Source organism: Micromonospora sp. NPDC048935 (genome assembly GCF_043197875.1).
In the GTDB taxonomy this organism is placed as follows: Bacteria; Actinomycetota; Actinomycetes; order Mycobacteriales; family Micromonosporaceae; genus Micromonospora.
In genome coordinates this window covers 1-23791 of sequence record NZ_JBICTZ010000007.1, presented here as the reverse complement: position 1 = coordinate 23791, position 23791 = coordinate 1, and the positions used below count along the sequence as shown (strand labels likewise).

Here is a 23791-nt window from a genome sequence, read left to right as displayed (position 1 = left end):
CTGTCAGGTAGCGTGCCCCGCAGCTCATCCGGCGGCGCCGCGGCGGGGGACATGGCATGTCGCTGGCGGCCATGACGGGTTCGAGACGCCTGTCGGGTCGGGGCCTTGGATTCGAGCGTTGATACGGGCCTCGCACCCGGCGGACCCCGGCCGCCCGGTTCGGTCACTGCAGCGCGTGGTCGGCGGCGCGGGCCCCGGCGGAGAGTTCGTGCGGGGGATCAAGCCCGTTACGCCGGTATACCGCTGTCGCAGGAGCCGTTCGCCGTCAGGGTTGTCGGGCAGCGGAGGGTGTCGCTGATGGTCGGCCCACGAGTGCAGGGCGCGGGCGTGTCCCACCGGGTGCGGCTCGGTCCCGAGAGACATTTCGTCGAAGAAGCGCTCCCGGGCGGCGAGATTGAGTGAGATCGCCGCGCGGCACCAGAGCAGTGAGGAGATGTGGCTTCTGACGGGATGAGTTTGAAAGGTTGGTGAGAGTCGCTTCGCAGTGGCGGGTCGATCCCATCACGCACTACGCCACCGGGGGTTCGGCTGCCTCCACCCGCCTACGCCCGCACGGCCGCCGGCAGCCGCAACGTCACCCTCGCCGGCTACGAGGCCTACCGCCTTCGGTGCTGATGACTACGCGTTGCGTCCACGCCCGTCCGCGCATGATTGCGTCAGAGCACGAGAGACCCGCGGGAGCGGGTCTCTCGGCGGGCGCGGGAGCCCGTGGGCGTCCTACGAGACCACTTTATCAGTGGGCTTTACCTCATGCGCGAAGTCGTCACCAGCAGCAGCCACTCGATGACGAAGGGAGCCGCTCGTAGGGAGAGGCCAGTTTGGTCTTAGCTCTAGAGTCCAGGGTCCGGTCCGGGTGCGGTAGCGATGCTGGTCTTGATAGTTATGCTTGCGCTCCCAGGGGACGGTGAGGTGCATCGGCTGCGGGGTCATACAATTGCAGCACTCCGGCGGTGCCCAGATACAGCCGGCGCAGAGTTCGCTCGCCGTCGGGGTCAGCGGGGCCAGTCGGGTTTCGCTCGTGGTTGATCCATGAGGCGAGTCCACCGTGGCTGTAGCTGGAGGGGTGCGCTGGACGCTCCTTGAGGATTTCGTCGTAGAAGCGGAAGCGTTCCGCGATCTCGATCGACGTGGCCATGCGACGCCAATACGGTGAGGAGATCACGGACAAGATCGGGACGACCTCGGGGTACTGCGCCGCGTAGCCGTAGGACAAGGGTAGGAACTCCGCGTGCTCGCGGGCGTGCAGGCGCCGCATGCGCTCGTTGCGTGGGGTCAAGGCAAACGGGTCGCGCGAGCCCCAGTGTTCGATCGCGCAGGCGTCGGAGAAGTAGTAGCGCACGCGGGGGTAACCGCGGCGGCGGATGAGCCGCTGCAGTCGCACCTGCGCCTGGACAGTCTCGGGCATGTCGGCCACGTCGACCTGGTCGGCTGATTGTGAGACACCGTTGCCGACCCACAGTTGGTGACGGACGCAGACGTTGTAGTCGCATCGTGCCCAGATCGTCACGGGGCCGGTGGTGCCCGCGCACCGTCGGCATAACGGATGCCGCCGGTTGGGGTAGCTGCCGACGACCTGTCCGATCATCGGCGGCGCGTAGCAGTACGGGACGCGCTGGCGGATCTCCGGCAAGGCGTAGGCCAGCCGCGGCTCGGCGAACCCGGTGACCGCCGCAAGGGACTCCGACGCGATGACGCCGCGGCGGCTGCCCTGGCGCCGCGGCGTGAGGTGGGTCGCGAGGTCAGCGCGGGACAGATAGTTTCTCGCCGCGAGTCGGCCGATGTACGACTCGAGCGTCTCGTCGTGTACCGGGGGGATGCGTCGGGGCAGCCGCCGCAGCTGCGGCTGTCCCCAGCCGGCGGTCGCCGGGATCATTGTCGCGAACCCGCGCGGCGGGCGGAGGATTCGGCGGCGTGGTCGATGCGCACCGCGTCCATCGCGTCCCGCGAGATGGTCTCGGTTCCGTCGAGGATCGCACGTATCGCCGCGGCGCGAATAAGGTGCGACAGGCTGCCGATCATGCCCCTGGTGCGCTGGTGCAGGTACTTCGCCGACGCGGTCAGCGTGCCGGGCTTGTGGTGGTGCAGTCGCAGCGCACTTTCCATGCTAGCGACGAGCTGTTTCCACTCGTTGTGGTGGGGAAACGGGCCAGTGTTGACCAGGACGCAGCGGCCGGCGAGTTGCCGGCCACGTACGCCGGTGAACATCCCGGACCGTTCGATGTCCATGCCGGCGTAGATGAAGGTCGCGGGCAGGTGCTCGGTGAGGTACTTCATGTGGTCGGAGTGGTCCTCGCCCGCGGTGGTCGCCATGTTGATGTTATGAAGCTCATCGACGATGACGATTTCGCATCGGACGTCGATCAGGATCCGACAGACGGCGTCGGCGATGTCGGTGGCGTTGGCACGAGACGTGACTCTGGGCAGACCGAGGAACCGCGCGAACTCCATTGCCAGCTTCCGCGGCGAGCCTTTCGGAGGTGCTGTCACGTACACCACGGGGATGCGCTCGGTGTCGGGATGCCGGGCTCGAGTGCGAAGTTCGTGCAGCCGGCCAAGCTGCTTGATGGCCGTGCTCTTGCCGGTCGCCGCCGCACCGGAGACGATCAGCCCGCGGCGAGCGCCGTTCTCCCGTTGGTTGAGCAACGCCAGCAGCCGGCCCTGGTTGGTGATCTCGCGGATCGCGGACGTGGTGACCACCACCAGTTCGGCGTGATACGCGATCCGCGCCTCGTCATAGATCAGACGTTGCTGCGCAGTCAGCGCCGACCAGTCGCCCCTGGGTAGCAAGGCAACGTCGGCGGGATCGGCTTCGACGAACCGCTCCCAGCCTTCCACGGTCGTGGTGGGTTGCGGTCGGTCTTCCAGTTGGCTGACGTCGTTTAGAAACTCCACCTGCGGGCCTCCTCGCGGGCGTCGAACAGCGGCAGGGGGATCACCTCCGCCAGCGGTTCAGGGTCGTCTTCACGAGCGGCGGGAACGGCGTCCGCCGCGTCCTGTTGCTCGGGCAGGTTCGGGCGCGGGCCAGAGGGTGTGTTCGTGGAGCGAGTGCGTCCGGCGACGCGTCGATCCCGTGGCGTGGTGACCTTTGGCTCGGGGCCTTGTTCGGCCCGGTCGAGCAGTCGCGCGGCGGCCGCGGCGATCTGCGCCTCGGTGGCGGTGTCTTCGCCGCGGCGCCCCAGGATGTTGCGGGCGTGCTGCCAGGCCACCTCGCCGAACGGCATCGGGGCAGTGCGCAGGTGCTTCCAGCCGACGGTGATCCAGCCGCCGTCTCGGTGGTTGCGCACCCAAATGCGGGTGACGTCGTACGGGTCGAAGTGGACCTCCCACCGCCCGTCTCTCGCGATGACCCCCGAGTGTTCGCCGCGCAGGTTGTACACGTCGAGCGCGTTGTCGTCGTAGGTGCGTCGGTTGAGCTTGATCCCGGCGCGGCCGATCCTGTTCCAGGAAACCGGCAAGAGTTCAACGTAGTCGTCAGCGTTCAACGCGACCGGCACGTAACCGGCGACCTCGACCAGAGCGGCATACTGCTCGTTCGGCGTCAGGGCTGTGTCCGGGGCCAGCGGGTTACGCAGCCCGTCATGCGGCCGGTTTTGCCAGACCGTGACGATCCATTCGTCCAGCAGTGCCTGCAGCTCAACAATGGACCACACCGCGTTCTTCTCGGCGCTCTTGCCTCGATGCTCGACGCTGCGCCCGACGTAGCCGGCGACGTACTGGGCAAACAGGGTGCCCACGGAGTTGAAGCTGCGCTCGACGGCACTGTTCTCCCACGGCGAGCCCAGGTGGGTGGGCTGGAGGTTGATGCCCATCGCCCGGCAGGCGGTGCGGAACGTCTGCGACACGTACGCCTTACCGTTGTCGCAGACGATGGTTTCCGGAACGATCACCGGCCGGGCGGCGGCGTGCGTCAGCTGGTCGTCCAAAGCGGTGAGGCGACGGTGCGGCAACACCGACCGTGACATGCGTACCGCGTCGACCCAGCCCGGGCGCATCGGCTCCGGCGTCAGCGCCCGCGCCAGCAACACCGCCGCATCGGCAGCTTTGGTTGTGGGCCGCAACACCGCCGCCGGAATGCTGCGGGTGGCCAAGTCCACCAGCCACGTCAGCTCCGCCCGGTCGATCACACCGTTATCCAACACCACCCGTACATCAATCGGTGTGGAATCGATGTGCACCCACTGGCCGGGGCGCAGCGCCGACACCGACCCGAATGGCCCTTTCGGGGTCTTTGCCAGCGACCGGCGGGTCTTGGCCGAGCCGAACGTGTGTCTGCCCTGCGCCAGTCGACCTACCAGGCGGTAGAACGTCGCCGTCGACGGCAGCGCCGGAGCGGCGTTGCCGTGCTCGGTGGCCAGGATCTGCGTGACCCGCCGCGCCAGCCTCTTCACCGTTCCCGTAGAGCGGTTGGTCTCCTCGTCGATCGCCTGCGCCGTCGCGTCGACAACCCGCTGGTCAACTCGTCCCGTGGGGCCAGACACCCGCGCATAGCGCTGGTCGACCAATCCCCACAGGCCTTGCCTTTCGTACGCCGCCCGCAGCCGTTTGATCGTGGTGAAGCTGACCGAGTGGCCCGCCGCCCGCAGTTCGGTCAGCTTGGCTAGCTCACGCTGGCGCAGCGTATGCCGGCGCGGATCGTAGCCAGACTGTGGCGTCGAATCGTGTGCCGCATCCGGCGCCACGCCGGTCAGCAGTTCGATCAGGTGCCGCTCCCACCACCGTGCACGCGCCATGACTGGCTCGGGCACGACCTCGAGCATCCCAGCCGGGGGCAGGGGAGCGACGCCGCGCGGCGTGGAGACCCATTCCAGATCGCGGCCGGTGAGCACCTCGCCCAGCGGCAGGGTTGTCTGCGCGCCGGTGACGTCTTCTAGCCGCACTCCGCTGCCCGTCACTGACGCCACCGTGTACCGCGCGCCTCGTAGCCGAATCTCGTCACCAGCGCGCAGCATCCGTGGTCGCGACACCCCTGCCATCAGATGTCGCCGCCGTGCACCAGCGATTCCGCGCCGATGGGTGCGGCGTCCAGGTCGGTGTGCAGTACCTGTCGCCAGAGCAGATGAAACAGCGTGGGCAGCACGGCGATGGGATCCCCGACCTGACGCGCGCCGTCCATCAGCGCCGCACCCTCGGCGAACACTCGTAGCAGGCTGGCCGTCCACCGCGCGTCGAGGCAGCGCGGATGCCGATAGCCCGACAGCCAGCGCAAGTTCGCTGTCCGCACCGGGTCCATGACGTCGACGCGCCACACCGTCCAGCCGACCTGCTGGCACGCGTACACGATCGGTTCCATCATCGGCTGCTCGCCGCGTCCGCGGCGACGCTGCGACCGCACCTCGATCACCACTGCCGTACCGTCGCGTAGCCGCGCGAAGAAGTCCGGTGTGTGGGTGACGGTCTTGTCGGCGCGCTGCCACGTCAGGCGCAACGGCCGTGACATCAGCGACATGACCGTCGGGTCGAAGTCCCACGCCATGACATGATCCCGCTGCAGCCACGATTTGTAGCCGACGTGGTCCGCGGTCGTGGCGAACCACCACAACCCCGCGAAACCCTTCGCGCCCCGCTTCGGACGGGTCGCCTGTATCGGGCGAGCGACCTCGAACGGCCGCATCCAGCACTGGTCCAGCGGCTCCCTGCAGTCCTGCCCGTCATCGCCGACAAAGCTGACGTCGACCTGCCCCACCGCCACACGCCCCTGCCCCAAGGCGGCAGCGTGCGAGCGTGACATGCCGGTACCACCGCGACCCGCGCGGCGACCCGTGACATTGAAACCGCCCAGCGCGCGTCCGTGACGAGGCTGCTACGACCGGGAGAAGCGCGGCGGCCAGGCCGACTGGAGGTCTGGCGACGTCATCGTCGTTGATCAGTCGAACGTGCACGGCCCCACCTCCCAGCGTCGAGGAGCCCACCGTAACCGCTGCTCAGGCCTGCTGTCATCAACGGCGCGCCACCGTACTCGCGGACGGGTTTATTGATCCGAGTGATCGCCGAGCGTCTGCACGGCGTTGGGCCCTGGGTGGGCGATGGTGACGACGGTGGGATGCGGGTAGTCGAAATCCAGCTCGGCGAAGTCGCGCTCTACCGCCTCGGGGAGTTCGTTATCTGCGACGATCATCTGCAGCTTTCCGGGCCTGGCTGCGGCGAGGTCCCGCAGCCGGCTGTAGAGCGCGGCGGAGATGCCGGTGGCGGAGTTCAGCGCCATGCGAGGGCTGTCGATGAGCAGGAAGGACGGGTAGTAGGTGTCGCCGCGACTGACCACGACGTACAGGATTGATGTCCAGTAGGCGATTTGGACGGCGGTGATGATGCCGCCGCCGCGGCTGACCTTGGTGTAGGGCTGGCCGTTGAGGATGGGCAGGTAGTTGGTGGGGTGGATGTGCGCAGTCTTGATGCTAGGCACGCCGATGCTGCGTAGCGCCCGGTTGAACTCTGCAGTGAGCGCGTCGATGATTTCGTGACGCCGCTCATCGATGGCTGCTTCCCGACGGGCGATCTCCGCGTGGACCCTGTCCCGCTCGGCGGTGCGCTGCTGCTCGGCGGTGGTGAGGTCATCGACACGGTCCCACTGCCGCAGCACGCCCTCAAGTTCCCGCTGGCGCGCCCGGGCGTAGGCCAGGCTGGTGGAGGCGTCGGTGAATGCCTGCAGACGAGGACTGACGCGCGTGGACGTGCGCTGTTCGATCGTGGCGGTGAGATCTTCGACCAAGCCCTCACGCTCGGCGACAGCGACGCTGGTGGCGGCGAGCTGTTCGGCGAGCAGGGCCAGTTGGTCGCTCATCTCGTGCAGTTGGCCAGTGAGCTGGCGCTGCTCGTACTGGTCGGTGTCGGAGTCCGGCGTGACGGGATCGGGCTGTAAGCACAACCGGCAGGCACCCTCGGGGACTGCTCTGTCGGTCACCGACTGCAGGCACCGGGGGCACGTGACGAACTCAATGGCGGCGATGCGGTCGCCGGCGTCACGCATGCGGTGCAACCGGGCGAGGTCGCCTTCGACGCGGCGCCGTTCGGCGATCAGGTCGGCTCGCTGCCTGATCAACGCCTGGACGGTCGACTTGGCCTCGGCGAGCCGGCGTTCGGCGTCGTAAAGCAGATCACGTATCACTTGCGTCTCGCGGTCGGCGACCGGGCTGATCTCGTTACGCAGCACCCGCAGCGACGCCTCGGCGGCGATTTGCGCGTTGCGGGCGTCGCCTTGTGCGCTGAGCGCTTCCTGCTTGCTGGTGGTGTTCGTCATGGACAGGAATTCGCGGATCGTCGCGGTTTCGCGGCGTGCGTCGTCGACCTGCCGGTTGAGCGTGGTGAGGTCGGAACGCAGCGCCAGCACGGCTTCGTCGGTGAGACCGAACAGCAGCTCGAAAACGGCTTTGCGTTTCGGCGCCAGGTACTGGTCCTGGCTGCGGGCAATGTCGCGGTTCATGTCGGCTTGGGGGACATACAGGTAGGAGAACACGTCGGCGAAGGTGATGCGGGCGCCGGCGTTGGTGCTACCGGCGGTTCTGGCGGCCGCGCGCATGTTCTCGGCGAAGCCCAATGCCCGCATCAACAAGCCGGAGACGCTGGGCGACTCACGGGCGTCTGCGCCGTGATCGGGCAGCCGCTCGCGGGTCTTGACATCGGTGACCCGCACGGCCCGGCGTTTGACCGCATCGACGCTGCGCACGAGCAGGTAGCGTTCGGTGCCGACGGTCACGTCGACGCTGATGTCGTGCACGCTGTCGGTGATCACGGGCGCGAGCATCCCGTCACACCCGAATCCGAACTTCACGGCCTCCAGCAGGGTGGTTTTCCCGACGCCGGTCGGCCCGGCGAGGATGGTCAAGTCCGCGGGGAAGGCATACCTGACGGGGCCCTCGACGGTGTCCAGGGTGACGGCGTTGAGCCGGAACGTCGTGGTCAACGGATCACCTGTCGGTGTGGTCGGTCCATCAGGTCAGCCAGCCTCTGGTAGATCAGGTCCTTCAACGCGTTGCCTGTCAGTCCTGTCGACGCCTGCGCGATCACCTGGCCGCGTTCGGCGATCTCCGACCACGGCGCGGTGGCGGCGATCGTGGCGGCGTGCCTCTTGCCCTTGGGCGTGGGCGCTAGCGCGACGCTGCCTTTCCTGCCGGGGGCATAACGCAGGAGCCCACGACCGACGAGCGCGCCGATGATCATGTAGTAGCGGTCGTCCCACGGGCCGTACTTGTACCGGGTCATGGGTGCTTCTACGGCGGTGGGGTGATACCTGTCTTCCTTCGCCAGATGCAGCCGGGGATCTGCCGGCTCCAGGGAGTCCAGCACGGTGCTGGCCAAGGCCGGGTACCGCAACAGGAAGTCGAGCTTGGCAAGCTTCGTCAGGCCGTCCAGCCTTCGTTGGTGGCCCGTCTCGGCCGCGACGGCGGTCACGAGCAGCAACACGCGGGTCTGGTGGTAGGCGAGGTCCTCGCGCAGCAACGCCAGGTCGGCGGCATCCGCAGCGTGCATGCTCATCAGCTGCCCCCTCCTCCCACCGGACGCCGGCGCGCCTGCTCGCTTGCGACGTCAAAGCCCTCGCTGAACCACACCTGGCACCGATTGGACAGCTCACACAGCCCACCGAGCGCCAAGTCGACGTCCATGTCGTCCGGCAGGGTGCGCTGCTGCCGGTCCAACGCGGCCTCAAGTTCCCTCCACAACTGCGGGCCCCAGGCGGTGCCTGGCCGTTTCACCTGCTCGGCCGCCGCGTCGTTGATCCGCAGCAGCGCCCGGTTCAGCCGCTGTTGACGGGCACGCGCTTCTGGATCGAATGCCAGTGAGTCACGCCAATGCTCGGTCCAGTCTGACCGGAGCTGCTCCGCGCGTTCCACGGTGTTGTCGGAGCAGCCCCCGACCTCCATCTTGATGGCCAACCGGCTGGTGCGCACCAACCGCGGCAGCGGCGCAAAGCCCGCTGGGTGCGCTATCGCCGTCCGGATGGCCAGATCGATGTCCGTTAGCGTCACGATGCGGCCGGTCAACTCGGTCTCACGGTCATCGGACGTGGATGCCGCGCCGCCCATCGGGAAGGCCAGGACCGTCGGCAGGCCACCGGTCGGCGTGGGCCCCGCCGCGCGCATGCGGACGCGGAACAGGGCGAGAACGGCCTCCCACACTGCACTGGCGGGAGCGGCGCTACCGAGCTTGTCCAGCACCGGCTGCGCGTACATCGACGGCGCCGCGTGCGGGGCGTACTTACGGGTCACGCTGTCTTGCACCGTGAACATCGACAGGAAGCGGGTGATCTGCTCGCGATGCTCGGGCAGCACCTCCGGCTCACCGCCGTCGGGTGGTTTCCACCGGGCGGCGAGGCCGTCACAGTGCCTGAGCAAGCTCTTGCCGAAGCTGGTGAGCAGCGTGATCTCAGGGCCGCCGGCGATGTACGTCTCACCGGTGACACGCCGGTCGCGAGCGACCTCAGCGAGCTTGATGAGCTGCTGCGGTTCTCCAGACATGCCCGCAGTGGTGACCAGCCGACACGTGGGCTTCTCCTGCATCGCCAACCAGCGGTCGAACAAGTGCGCGACACCGCCGTCACCGGCCAACGAGTTGATGGTGCTGTAGGCGCCGAAAGCCAACCCTGGATGTTTCGCGGACACCAGTTCCGCATTTCCGTTACGCAGGGCAACCCAGTCCTCGTGATACTCGCAGAGCAGCCGGCCGTCGTCGCCATCGTCGAGGTTGCCGTGCGCGTCGAGAGCCGTCAGGTACAGGCTCAGACCATCAGCGGCAGCCATCACCGCTTGCCACTCGTACTGGTCTGCCGTCCGGGCTCCAGCATCATCAGGCGGCTTCGCCGCCACGACGAGATCGGCTGCCGAAGCGCCGACATCACTAGCCCGCAAATGCCACCTGCGCCGCAATCGGTAGTTGTCGGAGCACTCACGGTCCGCGTGAATGCTCGGGGGGAGTGTGCCCCACGCAGATCCCCTGGCCGGGCGAACTGTCACCTAGGCGACAGAGGTCCAACGAGTAGAGGCGCCACTACCACAAAGCCCGCTCCATCCCGGCCAGAGCAGCATCGGCAAACGAATGCCTCTCGCCGTTGGTGCTCGGCCTTAACCTGCACAGCAGCGAGAGCAGCCGCCCACCGGGACGGATCGGGTGCTACGGCTGAGCTGACCTGTCGGCCAAGTTGAGGGTCGGGACGTCACACCCGACGCGTCAGGGATGTGATCTACCTGTCCACGCGGAGATGGTCTCGGTGAAGCCACCCAGCTCCTTGATGCTGAGATCAATCCAGAAATCGAAGGTGGCCGGCAGTCCACGAGAACAATTCGTGTTTACCCTCAGGAACGTCGCGTCGAACACCCGGATGCTCGACGGTGGGGTGCTCGGGCATTCGACACTGACCACCCCCTCGCGAGCAATGGAGATCACCCTGGCTACGGCGGTTAGATCACCACGTGCAAGCTTCCATGAGTCCCTCAAGCGCAGGTGCTTCGAGAGCTTAGGCAGCACGAAGACCAGACGGTGGTCGGTGACGTAGAGGACGTCTCGGTCCGGTGATTCGGCCTTTTCGCGCAATCCGTGCATCGGGTGCACGCCCTCGAGCAGCACTCCTACGAGGGAGGCATGTACCCGGCCTCGCTCATCCTCGCGCAGGGTCTCATCGACGATAGTCCACACGCGGCCCATGTTCACTGCCAATGCCTCAACCTCCCGTAGATCGGCTGGCTCGGTACCCCCGGACAGCGGCTTACTTGCCTCTAAGGCGTTGCCACCAGCTGTGTTTCGGCTCAGACTGCTTCTGGGCCGCTGGCAGCGCACCAGGCGCGGTCGTGGACGTCGATGGCCGCTGGTCAGAGACGGTTGTCTGTCCCAGTGGGCCACCTAGATCATCGTCGTCGGAAGTGCCATCCACATACGACGCATCCTTCGGATCGGGAGAATCATCGTCACGCATCTGTTGCCCCTCAGGCTATGGACACCGTGCCTCGGCTCTGCCTAATGTGCTCTGACGTCGCATTCCCAACCATGGAGGGCGAATGCCCACAACGGTTGTGAGCCTACTGTTGGCAATCGTCTTCGCATTGCCTGGCCATATCTACCACAGGATCACACAACGCAAGAGACCCGAACGTGTCGAGACTGCGACCCAAGAGATCCTGGCCACCATCTTCGCGGGCATCGTCATCGATTTTGTGGCGGTTGCCTTGCTGGGTGTCGTGGCTCAGGCGACCTCGCTGGCCGTCCCGGACTTCTCCCGGATGCTGTTGGGTCCCGGTCGCTATACCTCGTCACACTTACCCCTGGTCACCGCCTGGAGTGCTGCGTTGGTAGGCACCGCCATCGGCTGCGCAGTCGTAGCCAGCTTGACACCGTGGGACCGGGCACTCCCGAAGGTTCTCCGCCAGCGGCGCGATGACCGGCTCCGACGTACGCAGTCTCAGCAGTCGGCCTGGTGGTTGCTGTTCCATGAGCACCGCGATGCCGACATTCACGTCGGATGCACCTTGGACGACGGCAGCTACGTAGCGGGCCGGCTGCATTCGTACAGCCGTGCGCCGGTGGAGAGCAGCGACCGGGAGCTGACCTTGAGAGGTGAGATTCTCTACCGTCCAGCCGGCGAGGTTGACGCCGCGATCCTGCATGATGTCAACGCGGTGTCCATCAGCGCGCGACGACTGATCCTGATGACGGTCACCTACGTCGTGCCGTCCACCGCCGCGCCTCAGAGCACCCCGTGACCGTGATCGTTTGGGTGGCAGGCGAGTCCTTCCCGGTCAGTCACGTGGTCGCGACCGCGTTGGCCCAGGCACGGTCACGGTCGGAGGCACACGACGGTCGCCTGCCGAGCCCGGCCGAGGTGGGAGCGGCGGTCCTCATCGCGCCGGACGCTCTGGCGACGCGGGCATTGTGCGCGACGGGTATGGATCCGGACGGCCTGATCCAAGCGCTCCGGTCGGCGCCCCATGACGAAGGATCCGCGCACGATAGGGACAGACTGCTGGTGACCCTGTTGCGCCGCGCCGACCAGCAAAGGCGCCGCATGGACGACCTGGTGCTCGGATCCGTCCACCTGACGCTGGCGCTGGCCGAGTCCGACGAGCCCAGCTTGACAGCGTTGCGGACGGCCGGTGTCGACGCGCGTCTGCTACGGACCGGAGTCGCCCGAGTCGCCGTCGATGCAGCCCTCACCGACGACAGCGCCTTCCATGCGCAGCCGGCGCCCCCGGTTTTCGCGATACCGCCGTTGCCGGATCTGGCGGACCTGGCTGTACGGAGCTCGGCACCGGGGTCGGCAGCCCTCAAGCAATTCCTCGACGCCCAGCTCGTCTCGGGCCGGAACGCGTTCGGCTCACCGTACGCACAGGTGCGAGCCAACCGGTGGGCCCTCGTCAGCCTGCTACATCAGCTGATGGTGATCGGCATCCTGCTCATCGCCATACGGTGGGGCGCCCCCTGGTACGCGTTCCCCCTGATCCTCGCCGGATCGACACTCACGACGACGACGCCGTTCTGGGTCACCGTGATTTTCATCGGCCTCGCCGCCGTGTTCCTGCCAATCGGCCTGTTCGCGCCCCTGCTGATGACGGCGCTGGTGTCGGCCGTCAAGTGCCGCTACCAGCTTTCCATCAAGCGGGTCGACTCGGGCAACCCCTACCTGACGATGCGCCAGCTCCGCGCGCAGGCCCGGAGCACAGTCACCTCGCTGCTCATGAGGCGATGGGGTATTGATGATGATAAGTGAACAGGAGCGGGTCGCGGAGACGACCCGCCAGCTGCGCCACTACGCCGGCGAGGACCGGCGGATCGCGGCGCTACCGAGCATCCTGGATGTGATCCTAGCCGTTCAGAGATTTGGCCCGATCGAAGCTCTCGGCCATGTGTGGGGCGCACTCGAATCGAGACGAGAGTTGCGGGCGGCCCGGACCACCCGCCAACGCCTGGGATCTTTCCACGCCGACGCGGTGCGGCCGCTGGTGCGGTCGGCGTTGCGGCCGCTGCGGTGGCGGCTGACTGTTGCGACGGCAATCGCCGCCACGTTCGGAGCCGCCCGATGGCCGCTCGACCGGTGGGCGGCGGCGCAGGTCGGCCTGGTCGCGCTGACCGTCCTGCTAGTCGGTCGGCGGGACCCGCGCGCCGTTGTCGGACTCATCGCGGTGGCGGTCATAGCGGTGGTGGTGGACGTCCAAGGCTGGTGGGCCTGCGTACTGGGTGTCTACGCGGCCTGGATGCTGATCAGCTATGGCGCGCTCGGCCCGCTCAGGGCAGCCCCCTGGTGGGCACAGGGACCCGTGCTCGGCATGATCCCGCGACGCTTAAGGCTCCGCCTCGCGATCACCGGTCGCTCTGAACCTCTAGCGAACGCCGTCGACCTCGCTACCTCCTCGCGTGCCCAACTCGCCGAGCCCTTCGTCGCCGCCTGTACGGCCATGCCGGAATCCCTGCAGCCGATGATCAGAGTCTGCTCGGCGCTGATCGCCTTCGACAAGGGCGACATCGACACCGCGCTGTCTCTGGCCTCGGAGGCGACCGAGTGGACCGTGGCCACCCCGGACACCGTCAAGGGATGGTGCCTTGCCCAGCTGGCGATGATCCTGGAACAGACTGGCGCGGCCAGTGCGCCTCAGGTACGAGCCACCGCCTCCAGCCTGCTGCGCGCCCGATCCTGCCGACGATACGCCCGCCGTCTGGAGCTAATCGAGGCGCAGCGCTGCATCGCCGAGGCGCCGGTCGAAAAAGCCCTCGACATCGTGCACGACTACCGGCTGCTCGCCGTCCGGCTCCGTGACTTTGACGTCCTGCAGACCACCGAGATGTGGATGGCCCGGCTGATGATTCGGCAAGGGCTGCCCCACGACGCCGCCCGGGTACTGGAGTCTCGGGTGGGCGGTGAAGACGGCCGGATCGGGCTGTTCGACGCGCGCGATGAGACAGCCGATGATTTGCTGCTGCGGGCTAGCGTGCAGATCGGACGGCTCTCTGAAGCACATACCGATCCGCGGCGGGACGTCGTGGCCGCACTCGCGATGATCGATGCAGACAGCCGACCGCTGGCTGCCACCACCGGTCGGCGGCTGCTGGCAAAACTTGATCAGGCTGCGGGTGAGCCGGAGCGTGCCTTGGCCTACGCGGCGTCCGCTCTGGTGGCGGCTCAGCACGGCCGATACATGCTGCCCTCGGCGAGGTGGCGAGAGTCGTGGAGCAGAACCCAGCTCGATGCGCATGCCACGATGCTGGCTCTTGCCTCGGCGAGCGGTGACAGCCCTCTGGTCGCGGAGGTCATCGAACTGGCCCGCGGCGAGGCATTGCCCGCAGCGACTGACGTGGACTCGCTATCCGCTATGGCCGCACTGGACGCCGCTGCCGCCGGCAGCCACAGCCGGGATCGGCCGGCCACGGTCACCGGGCCGACCGCCGATTCCACCGACGCCATGGCCGTCCTGCAAGGGCTCAATCCGGTGCGGCAGCCGCCTCGAGTACGGGTCGGCTCGGGTCTGCGTCTCCCTCGTCTTGATGACTCGGCCGCGGAGATTGCGTTGGACCAGGAGTTGACGGCGATCGGGCCGTGTACCTGGTATTGGAGTGCCGCGACGGTGCTCGACGACTGCTACTGGGCGGTCCGCGACCCGGGCGGCGAATGGTCGCAGGGGCGCATTCCGCTCGGCGCAGGCACGCCCGCTGCGGAGGCGTACAAGGCTCTGCTCGCGGCGCTACCATTCGCGTTGCCAGGTGAGAGCACGGACGGGGTGCGCGAGAAACTGCGCGCAGGTGCCCTCGGGCCGGCTGCCTCGCAGGAGGCGGAGCGGCAGATCCTTGCCCGCGTCGCCGCGGCATTCCTACCCGCCCCCCTGGCCGACGGGTTGCGGCAGAGCACGGACGCCACCCTGGTTGTGTCGCTTCCGACCGCGCTCGGTCACCTGCCGGTTGCCGGGTTTCCGCTAGGACCCGGCACAGACCTCCGCGTCGTCGACCGGGCTGCGGTCATCCACATGCCGTCCTGGGCGGTGATCCACGCGCGGCCACGCTCCGGCTCAGCTGATCGGCCGGATAGTTGGCCAGCCCGGCTCGCCATCGCCGCTCCCCACGGTGAAGCTGACATGGAGATCCTGACCCGGCCCGACGGCGTCGACCGGGTGGTACGCGGGCCGCTGAGTCTCAACGACTGCCGCAACCTGCTCCACGCCCATGATGACCACCAGGCCTGGGTGCTGACCCTGATCGGTCACGTGGGCGCCGAAGCCGACGACGCCGAAGCCGGGAACGTCGCACGCAGCGGCTTACAACTCGGACCGAACGGCAGGGGCGGCAACGAACGATTGACCATGATTGATCTCGTGCCACCTGACGGCTCCGAGCACAGGCTCGCCCTGCCCGAGCGGGTAGTGCTGATCGGATGCGGCAGTATCGGTATCGGATCAGCACCCGATCTCGTGTCGGGACAGACCCCGACCGGCGAATGGTTGGGCCTGGGTGCCGCCGTGGTGCTCGCGGGCGCCTCCCATGTCTGCTGCACCCTCTACACCGTCCATGCCAACAAACACATGAAGCGCATCACCGACGGGCTCATCCAGGGGTTCTCCTCCAGTCCGGACCCGGTATCGGCGCTACGTCGGGTGCAGCTCGGCGAGCTGCAGCGGTGGCGGGCGGACCGGAGCACCTACCCGGCGGCGTGGCTGTCGTTGGCCTACGTCGGCGTTGGTTGGGAGCGGTGACGGTGACACGTTCGATCCTTGTGTGGCTACCAGGAGCGCTGCCCTTCCCGATCTTCGCGGTCGTGTGCGTTACACGCCTTGGATGGCTTGAGGGCTCCGTTGTACTCCTGGTCTGCTTCCTGGCGAGTCGGCGGGCGTTCATAGCTGCGGTGGTCGCCGTCGCCGCGCTCGCGGGTCTGCAAATCCCCCTGAGCTTCCTCATCGCCGCGGTGGTGTTGCGTCTCTGGGATGGCGCGTGGGAGACCTTCTGTGCAGGGCGCCTCCGGCAGCGGGACCTGTCCGAGCCGGTCGTTCCACGCCTGCGCTGCCATCACGGGCTAAAGGCGCGGTTGGCCAGGGCGGACCAACTGCTGCGGTACGGCAACGCTCACGATGCCGCGGACGCGTACCTGGCTCTGATCGCCGATCATCCTCCCACGACCTCGTGCGAACAGCGGCTCCTTCTGCGCGCTGCCGAGGCCGCCGGCCGGGCCGGCACTTTCCAGCTTGCGACCGAGATGGCCGATGCGGTGGCGCTCCGCATCCCGCCAGACCCGACTGGCAAGGTCGCAACCCTCGCGGTTCGCGCGCACACGACCCGCGCAGCGGCCCTACTCGGGCTCGGCGACGGGGAGGGAGCGCGCGCGGCCCTGCGGCAGGCGCAGCGGCTGACCCAGAGCGATCGGCGCACCGACCGGAACCTCCGCTGGACCGCCGTCGATGTTTTTCTCACCGACCGGCCTGTACGCAGCCTTGACGAGCTGTTCAACGAGTTAAGTGTCGTTCTCGTCCAGCAGGGACTCACGCCGGGCGACCATGTGCGCTTCGTGAGTCAGCTGACCCGACAGGGATGGCGGATGCTGGAGGACGGTGATGGTGCGGAGGCGAAGAAGGCCTTCGTCAACGCCATCACGTGGATCAACAAGAACGTTCCGCCCTCCGAACCCACGGATCCACAGGGAAAAATCAAGATTCGGCGTGCGGACCAACTGCGTTGGCTGGCGATCGTCAACGCAGTCAACGGCATGGCCGCTGCTGTCGCCGCAGCGCCGTCGGAGACGCTCGACGATGACCAACACGAGATGACGTCGGTGGCTGTCGAGGCGGCCGGTCTACTCGGCCAGCCGCTGGTCCAGGCGCACCTGCTGAGATCCCTCGCGATCATCAGCCACCGTCGCGGAGATGCCGCCGACCGGGTAGCCGGCCTGCTCCGTCGTGCACGAGACGTCGCCGACCACCGGGCACACGTACTGGCCGACGGACACCACCTGGCCGTTTGGGCCCGGCACCGCCAGAACGTCGCGCAGTCCCTGTGGGATCTCGCCGGGATCGATGAACCCGAACCGCAGCGGCCAGGCGGCGATACTGCCAGAAGGCTCTTCGTTCGCCTCGCCGCCGACCGCTCAGAGACGTTCGGCGTAGCGCGAGATCGGCTCATCACACCACCTGAGCCGTCACACCAGGCACCACCCGAAGCTGTCTCGGACCCACCTCCCATACCTCAAGCTCCGGTGTCCCCGACCCCCATCGTCAATGCCGCACCGGAAACCACGTCCGCCGCTGCGGAGCCGGTCTGGCTGGCGAGCCTGATCGCTGAAACCGGAGGCCGTTGCTGGACCCTCGCCCTCGCCGTGGAGACAGCCCGTGATCTCGGGCATCGCCATGTCGGCCTGGAACACGTCCTGCTCGCCACTCTCTCCGACGGCGGATGCGCCTACCTGATGACGCCACTGGGCGCTCCGCTCAGCGCGGTACGACAGACGACTGCCTCCTGGTACGCCTCCGGCGTCGACCCGCCGACCGAAGCTGAACCGGCCCTGTGGCCGCTCGCCCGCTCCGCTCTCGCGGTCGCCCGCGGGGTCGGTGAGACCCGGGTACGCCCGGCCCACCTACTGCTGGCCCTGCTGGCCGACACCCACGGTAGCGGCGCGGCGGCCCTCGTCCGGCACGGGGTGGACCTCGAAGAGGCGTCTGCCCGAATCAGAGCCGACCTGCTCGATCCTGTACGGGAAACCCTGCTCGCACCGCTGTTCGCCGCAGGCCGCGCGGCCGCCGCGCATCGGCTGACGCTGCCCGCCTGGCTCGCAGTCGGCGCCGCGCTCGACCTGGCCGCTGACACGCCCGCAGCCATCCTCGACCCCGATCACCTTCGGGCGGCACTACATACGCCACCCGCGCAGCCGAACCAGGACCGCAGTCTCGTTCGGTTGGGATGCCAGGCCCGCGGCGTCCTGGCGGCGGCACGGCACACCGCCGACCACGACGGCAGTTGGGGTATCGAGGTATCCCACCTGCAACAGGCAACCGAAGACGACCCGGGACCAGCACCACCCGGCACCACTCTGCTCACTCGCGCCGCAAGCGCCGTCGCACGTGACCGTCGGTCCCGATGGACCGGCCCGGAGGACATAGCCATGGCCGGGACCGACCATGGGCGGCCGCTAGCCGATCCGGTACCCGTCCTCACTCCACAGGCACGGCGGATGCTGCCGACTCACCACCTAGCGCGGAGCGTGGAATGAGGCGCTGCCGACACCACCCGACGGCAGTGCGTCGTGCCGCCCAGATAGAGGACACGGGACGGCTCGCCGAAGCGCTCGACGCATACCTGGAGATCCTCGCTCAGCACCCGATCCGTACCCGATGCCGCTGGCCGGTCGCCCTAGCCGCCGCCCACCTCGCCTACCTGCTCGGCTGCTACGAGCTCGCCCGGCGGCTTGCCGGCGCGGCCCACGATGACTCACCCAGCCGCGGGCGCGGCGAGGCGGAAGCGCGGATTCTGCTGGCGCTAACCCAAGCGCGCGACGGCGAACTCGAGTCGGCCGCCGTGCTCCTGCACAAGGCGGCCACCGAGGTGCGCCGCCCGGGCGCGCGCATCACCCGTGCCCTGACGAACGCGCGCACCGTCGTGGCAGTGCTCGCCAGCACACCGCCGCCTGCCATGCAGGCCGGCGGCGGTGACCCGATCGAACGCGCGTCAGCTGGCCTCGAACGAGCATCGGCAATGCTGGTCAAGGAACAGTACGCGAAAGCGGAACGGGAATATGCCGACGTCCGTGGTCTGCTGTCCAGCAACGGCGGGACGCTCGAACGGATTCTCTGGTCCCTGGCCGTCGCCGGGCACGCCGGCGCGAGCGAGACTTCCAGCACTGACACTGAGCTTGCCGCATCCATCCTCGTCCGGGCCGGCCTCGCTCCCCAAGCGACGCGGCTCGTTCCCGACCGGCATCTCAGCTCGGACATCTGCTGGTACTCGCAGGCGAATCTAATCGGAGACTGGGCCAAGGCCGCGCAACAGGTCGGCGGGTGGTTGACCGACGAGGACACCCGCACCCTGTTAGACCGCATTCAGACCATCTATGGCGGCCTAGGCAAGATCGACCCGAACAACTTCGCTGACGCGGACATGCGCGCGCTGCGGAGCGTCTCGCTGCACGCCGCCCGCATCGGGCACCGTGACCTGGCCTTGGGCGCCTCGGCGATCAGCCTACGTCTGGCCCGGGCACGATACGCGAACACTGGTAGAAGATCCTGGAACGAACTGGCATGGGCCCTGGTTCGACGATCCTGGTGCCTGGACGATGCGGGCCTCGTCCGCGAACAGCGCGCGGCCCTTGCCGAAGCTGCTGAGCTCTTCCGTCATCACGGGGTGGACGGCAGCGATCGCGGCACCTGCCGCGATCTCTACAAGAAGATCAGACAACTGCACGAGCAGCACGGGGAGTGGAACGCCGCTGCAGCCGTCGCTGTGCACACCGAGCAGATACTCAACGACGATGCGCTGCCGGCGATCGACGCCGCCCTCGATGACGCGCAGAACCGGGCGCGACGAGCCGGCGCGGAGACAGCTGGCACGCAAATCGACCGGGAACGCATCGAGGTGCTGCGGCTGATGGCGAGCAGCGATCCTGGGACGTACGCGACCCGCTATCTCGCTCTGCTGCTCACCGCCCCTGGCGCGATACCGACGACCACTCATGCGGTCGGAGAGGCGCTCAGCTTCCTCGCGCGACTCCTCGATGAACGCCGCCGGCTGGATGGGCCGGCGCTGGCCCGAGTCGTGCTGAACGGTGCCCGCCGGTGCGCCGAACTCGCACCCCAGCGAACCCTCGACCTGCTCGGGCACGCAGATGCACAGCTCGGCCTGCACCCAGACGCCGAGTTCCACCACGTCCGCGCGGCTTGCCTCACCGCTCTCGGCCGTGGTGACGACGCCGCGGACAGCTTGCGCGCGGAGTTCAGGGCGCTACTGGCCTCCCGCCGTGACAACGACGAGTTCCGCAGTCGCGCGGCACAGATCGCGGACGAGCTATGGCGGGCTGAACGACCGGAAACCGCCGTCTCCGTGCTGGACGCGGTGATCGCCGTTACAGGCACACCGTGGCCATTGCGGCTGATGCGCGCACGTCAGCTGGCCTACCTGGGACGCACGACCGAGGCCTTCAACGACCTCGCCGCAGTCGACGACCAGCATGGTGAAAGTCTGCTCGGGCATGCCTACCGCGGTCTGGCCTACTGGGTGGCGCAGCGCCGCCCAGAGGCACTGGAATCACTGAACCAAGCGGTCGCGATGAACCCGGATGAGCACTACGTCCGACAGATGCGGGGGGGATTCCACCAGTTGCTCGGCCAGGCGAAGGAGGCCCTGACCGACGCTGAGGCAGCGATCCGATCCCGGCCTGACGCCTGGACCAGCCGAGTGACGGCAGCCGAGGCTAGCTTAACTCTCGGCGATCATGAACGCGCGTTGCGTGAGGCACGGCTGGCCGCCGATCTGGCCCCGACGATGCACAAAGCCCGCCGCATATACGCGGTAGCACTTCTCGCTGGCGGTTGGTCCACGGATGCCGCTGCTGAGGCCGACGAGGCGGCCGGCCTCCTCGTGCCGCCGCCTTCCGGTGCCTGGAACGGTGACAGATTGCTCGCGCTGGCCTACTGCCACGTGCTGCGCGGCCGAGCCGCCGAGGCGGTTAACGCAGTTTGCGGAGCGCTCAGCGGCTCGGTCCAACCGTACGTGATCTGGGAAGCCACAGTTGAGCTACGCGCCCTGGCAGCCTCCGTCCCAGACACAGCACCTGCCTGCGACCTAGTTTTGCCCGCCTTGCTGGTTTAGGCGGATATCGTCATCGCTCCTCTGAGGAAGAAGGACACTGCCATACCGCGAGTTCGCTGGACCCGCTGGCACCTTCATAGGTGGTCCTGAACGGGTACTCGTCGCATTCAGGCCGCGCTGCCTTTGGCAGGGCGGGTGATTTATGAGCCGACGCAGGCACGCGAACTGCAACGGCCAGCGGAAGGGGAACTGCCCCCGGTTCGGTTGACTCCTGACCGGTGAGGATGCGTTCCTCGCCTGGAGGGATGTCTGCCATGCCGAGGTCACCAGCAGCGAGTCCGCGGAGCTGCAGGAGCTGCGGCGGCGTAACAAGCTGCTGGAGCAGGAGAACGAGATCCTGCGTCGGGCAGCGGCGTTCTTCGCCAAGGAAATCGCCCCAAAATGATGTACCCGCTGGGCGGTGACCTGGCTGCGGACGGGATCCCCGTCGCGGTGACCTGCCGGGTGCTGGGTTCAGCAAGCAGGCCTACTACGCGTGGAAGACCAGCCCGGTCTCGCAGCGGGACTGGGACAACGCGCACCTGATCAACGCCGCTCCGGACATCCACGCCGGCGATCCGGCGTTCGGCTACCGGTTCATCGCCGACGAACTTCCCGCCCACGGCATCACCGTCGGCCCTAACCGGGTGGCCAGGCTCTGCTCACAGCAGCGCAACTGGTCGGTGTTCGCCAAGCGCAAGGGCCTCACCAGGCGGGCTGGACCGCAGGTGCACGACGACCTGGTGCAGCGCCGTTTCACCGCCGACGCCCTAACCGGCTGTGGCTGACCGACATCACCGAACACCCCACCGGCGAGGGCAAGCTGTACCTGTGCGCGCTCAAGGACGAGCACTCCGGCCGGATCGTCGGCTACTCCATCGACACCCGCCTGAAGGCGTCCTTGGCCGTGGTGGCGCTGCGTAACGCGAATCGACTGCGGGAATCGGCCGGCAACGTGGTCCACTCGGACCGGGGTAGCCAATTTCGGTCCAGGAAATTCGTGAAGCGTTGCACCGCAACGGTTTGGTCGGCTCGATGGGCCGCGTCGGCGCGCGCGGTGACAACGCTGCGATGGAGTCGTTTTTCGCCCTACTACAACGCAACGTTCTCGACCGGCAACGCTGGACCACCCGCCACGAACTACGCCTGGCCATCGTGACCTGGATCGAACGCACCTACCACCGCCGACGAGCACCCGGCGCCGGGAAGTCGTGACCGGCGCTGTCGTTGTTTCGGGCCGGAAGTTACTGGGAGGCCAGCAGCACATCGCGCTCCCGCGCCTCCTCGCTTATGCGACTCACGCTAACCAGGAGCACTCCGCCCGAGCAGCCGTTCCGTGCGACGTCCACCGTGCGCCCCACATCCCGCCGGGCAACGTGCTGGAGCCGAAGGTGGACACGCGGGGTACTGGCTACCAGCGGCCGGCCTTCGGCATCCGTGCCGGCGCGGTCATCGCGGCGAGCAGCTCGGAGGCGGCCTCTTACTTAAACTATCGAAAATGATCTCTATAGGCCCGTTCCGTAACGGTCTGTGATCGTCCTCGCAGATTAGTCACTGGATCAGGGCTGTTCGTGCAACTCCTGAATGGCGCGGAGGATGGAGGTCATCAGCATGACCGCAACGAGGCTGTTGCCTGCCGTGTAGTGGCCGACATCGGCCTGGTGGACGGTGACGTGGCGGCTGAGCTCTGTGGGCGCTGGCGTGCCCCAGCTGGGGAACCACGCCGCGTAGAACGGCCCGATAGCGGCCAGCGCGGTCCTGAGCCGGAGCTCAGCCACCGACAGATCGCCCCAGTCGTCGATCTTCACGGCGTTCTTGACCTTCTTGTAGTCCCGGTCGATCGCTCGAGACACGACCGTTTCGGTGACCACCACGGCGAGCGACTGGGCGGCCTCGTCGTGCCCATCCGCGAACGCATTGATGACGTTGGTGGCGAGCGGAAGTTGGCTCACCAGCTCGCCGTCGCTGATCTTGGCAAGAACGTCCCGGCAGTCCTGGATGATGTCGTCGCGGTGTGCCAGCAGGACCTTGATCCGCTCATCTCGGTTTGCCGCCTGGAGGACCTGTCGGACGATCTCCTTCCGTGGCACCCAGACCAGCGGGATCCCCTCGTCCTGGACGATGGAGAACACCTTCTCGATGAGATCCGGATCGCCCATCGGCCAGTTCGGCGGCAGCTTGGCGATGAGCCTGTCGATGACTGCCCCGACGCCTGTCATGTCAGGCAGGGTGATCTTCGGAAGGTTGGCGAGGCTCTTCTGGAGGTTGATGAGCATGGGCTCCATGGCCTTGCTGACGGCCGCCACTTGGGCTGACATCTGGGTTGCGGCGTTGAGGAGTCCAGGGGAAACGAGCTTGCTGTAGTCGGGCCACTTCGCGACTGCCCTGGCCATGGCTTCGATGAACTCCGGGGTCAGGTCCTCCGGACCTGGAGGACGGCCCCGCATCCATCCCTGGCGGGTAGGGGAATCCGCTGGATCGTCATCGGCCCGGCGAGGTGCCGGCTCCTCCTGCGGGTCGGACGTCTCACCGTCGTCAGGCCGGTCAGTCATCGGTGCGTATCCCCTCGTTCTTCTTGATCGTGAGCGACGTGCCGGTCCGGCCCGCAACGGGACGGTAGTCCGGCATGCCCAGGTGGGTGGTTCGGTGGTTTGCCGCAAGCTGCTGCATGGCGGCGAGCTTCTACTCGGCGGCCGTGCGACTGACCTGCAGCCCCGCGATCTCGCCGAGCCACCCATGTTCGCGTGCCTCGGCGATCCGGGCATCTAGATTTTGAAGGATCGACTCGAGCCTGGGCGCTTGGGCAGGATCGGGGCGAAGCGCTGGGCAGCGGATGCAGGTGCTCGTGGACGCAGGGGGTGTCGAAGTCCCGGGTGCAGACGCCGAGTTCCATTTTGCGCAGCTCGAAGTGGCCGAGGGACTCGGTCCACTCTTCCGGGGTCAGGCGCGGTACTCCTGCTGGGGCTTAGTACTCCAGCCGCGCCTGGCGAAGTTGGAGTCTTCGCTGGTAGTGGGCTGTTTTGGCGCGGTACTGGTGTCGGCGTCGCCATCGTGACCATCGATG

The 23791-nt window shown here is 67.5% G+C and carries 15 protein-coding genes and 1 pseudogene; 6 read left to right on the top strand and 10 right to left on the bottom strand.

Annotated features, from left to right (window positions below; all coding sequences use genetic code 11):
* Positions 1-880: 880 nt before the first annotated feature.
* The 8 genes from ACGFIW_RS19695 to ACGFIW_RS19660 form a co-directional block, all read right to left on the bottom strand.
* A complete protein-coding gene (locus ACGFIW_RS19695) occupies positions 881-1873 on the bottom strand; it encodes a TniQ family protein (RefSeq protein WP_393317480.1) in 993 nt (330 codons plus the stop codon).
* Positions 1870-2892 carry a TniB family NTP-binding protein gene (locus ACGFIW_RS19690; RefSeq protein ID WP_393317477.1) on the bottom strand — a complete coding sequence of 341 codons (1023 nt, stop codon included), beginning with the start codon at positions 2890-2892 and terminating at the stop codon, positions 1870-1872. The genes ACGFIW_RS19695 and ACGFIW_RS19690 overlap by 4 nt, the downstream gene beginning before the upstream one ends.
* Complete coding sequence (locus tag ACGFIW_RS19685; protein ID WP_393317475.1) at positions 2880-4892, bottom strand: Mu transposase C-terminal domain-containing protein; 2013 nt, start codon at positions 4890-4892, stop codon at positions 2880-2882. Before ACGFIW_RS19685 ends, ACGFIW_RS19690 begins: the two co-directional genes overlap by 13 nt.
* Before the next feature lie 80 nt (positions 4893-4972).
* Complete coding sequence (locus tag ACGFIW_RS19680) at positions 4973-5683, bottom strand: TnsA-like heteromeric transposase endonuclease subunit (protein ID WP_393317472.1); 711 nt, start codon at positions 5681-5683, stop codon at positions 4973-4975.
* A 285-nt stretch (positions 5684-5968) separates the two neighbouring features.
* Positions 5969-7897 (bottom strand): hypothetical protein, encoded by a 1929-nt coding sequence (locus tag ACGFIW_RS19675; protein WP_393317469.1) that lies wholly within the window; start codon positions 7895-7897, stop codon positions 5969-5971.
* The gene (locus ACGFIW_RS19670) at positions 7894-8469 is read right to left on the bottom strand and encodes a hypothetical protein (protein WP_393317466.1); all 576 of its coding nucleotides are present in this window, start codon (positions 8467-8469) and stop codon (positions 7894-7896) included. The genes ACGFIW_RS19675 and ACGFIW_RS19670 overlap by 4 nt, the downstream gene beginning before the upstream one ends.
* On the bottom strand, positions 8469-9797 hold the full coding sequence (locus ACGFIW_RS19665; protein ID WP_393317463.1) for a hypothetical protein: 1329 nt from the start codon (positions 9795-9797) through the stop codon (positions 8469-8471). Before ACGFIW_RS19665 ends, ACGFIW_RS19670 begins: the two co-directional genes overlap by 1 nt.
* A gap of 361 nt (positions 9798-10158) precedes the next feature.
* Positions 10159-10644 carry a hypothetical protein gene (locus ACGFIW_RS19660; protein WP_393317460.1) on the bottom strand — a complete coding sequence of 162 codons (486 nt, stop codon included), beginning with the start codon at positions 10642-10644 and terminating at the stop codon, positions 10159-10161.
* 338 nt (positions 10645-10982) lie between these two features.
* Between ACGFIW_RS19660 and ACGFIW_RS19655 the strand changes: the two genes are divergently transcribed.
* From ACGFIW_RS19655 to ACGFIW_RS19630, 6 genes and pseudogenes are all read left to right on the top strand, one after another.
* Positions 10983-11684, top strand: a complete 702-nt coding sequence (locus ACGFIW_RS19655) for a DUF6338 family protein (protein WP_393317457.1) — start codon at positions 10983-10985, stop codon at positions 11682-11684.
* On the top strand, positions 11681-12688 hold the full coding sequence (locus ACGFIW_RS19650) for a hypothetical protein (protein WP_393317454.1): 1008 nt from the start codon (positions 11681-11683) through the stop codon (positions 12686-12688). The genes ACGFIW_RS19655 and ACGFIW_RS19650 overlap by 4 nt, the downstream gene beginning before the upstream one ends.
* A complete protein-coding gene (locus tag ACGFIW_RS19645; RefSeq protein WP_393317451.1) occupies positions 12675-15656 on the top strand; it encodes a CHAT domain-containing protein in 2982 nt (993 codons plus the stop codon). The genes ACGFIW_RS19650 and ACGFIW_RS19645 overlap by 14 nt, the downstream gene beginning before the upstream one ends.
* A gap of 149 nt (positions 15657-15805) precedes the next feature.
* Positions 15806-18157: a Clp protease N-terminal domain-containing protein gene (locus tag ACGFIW_RS19640; RefSeq protein ID WP_393317448.1), complete on the top strand. Its 2352-nt coding sequence runs from the start codon at positions 15806-15808 to the stop codon at positions 18155-18157.
* A 26-nt stretch (positions 18158-18183) separates the two neighbouring features.
* Entirely contained in the window at positions 18184-20748 is a 2565-nt protein-coding gene (locus ACGFIW_RS19635) for a hypothetical protein (RefSeq protein ID WP_393317445.1), read from the top strand.
* Positions 20749-21025: 277 nt separating this feature from the next.
* Positions 21026-21918 (top strand): annotated as a pseudogene (locus tag ACGFIW_RS19630) (IS3 family transposase); the annotation flags it as partial.
* A 368-nt stretch (positions 21919-22286) separates the two neighbouring features.
* On the opposite strand, the gene ACGFIW_RS19625 reads toward ACGFIW_RS19630, so the two are convergent.
* Together ACGFIW_RS19625 and ACGFIW_RS19620 are read right to left on the bottom strand one after the other, a co-directional pair.
* Positions 22287-23279 carry a hypothetical protein gene (locus ACGFIW_RS19625; RefSeq protein WP_393317442.1) on the bottom strand — a complete coding sequence of 331 codons (993 nt, stop codon included), beginning with the start codon at positions 23277-23279 and terminating at the stop codon, positions 22287-22289.
* The gene (locus ACGFIW_RS19620; RefSeq protein WP_393317440.1) at positions 23272-23397 is read right to left on the bottom strand and encodes a hypothetical protein; all 126 of its coding nucleotides are present in this window, start codon (positions 23395-23397) and stop codon (positions 23272-23274) included. Before ACGFIW_RS19620 ends, ACGFIW_RS19625 begins: the two co-directional genes overlap by 8 nt.
* Between the last annotated feature and the right edge of the window lie 394 nt (positions 23398-23791).

Excerpts from the sequence above, each read along its gene's own strand:
- ACGFIW_RS19695 (WP_393317480.1), bottom strand. The coding sequence starts at position 1,873 with ATGATCCCGGCGACCGCCGGCTGGGGACAGCCGCAGCTGCGGCGGCTG.
- ACGFIW_RS19655 (WP_393317457.1), top strand. The coding sequence starts at position 10,983 with ATGCCCACAACGGTTGTGAGCCTACTGTTGGCAATCGTCTTCGCATTG.
- ACGFIW_RS19645 (WP_393317451.1), top strand. The coding sequence starts at position 12,675 with ATGATGATAAGTGAACAGGAGCGGGTCGCGGAGACGACCCGCCAGCTG.
- ACGFIW_RS19625 (WP_393317442.1), bottom strand. The coding sequence starts at position 23,279 with ATGACTGACCGGCCTGACGACGGTGAGACGTCCGACCCGCAGGAGGAG.
- ACGFIW_RS19620 (WP_393317440.1), bottom strand. The coding sequence starts at position 23,397 with ATGCAGCAGCTTGCGGCAAACCACCGAACCACCCACCTGGGCATGCCG.
- ACGFIW_RS19670 (WP_393317466.1), bottom strand. The coding sequence starts at position 8,469 with ATGAGCATGCACGCTGCGGATGCCGCCGACCTGGCGTTGCTGCGCGAG.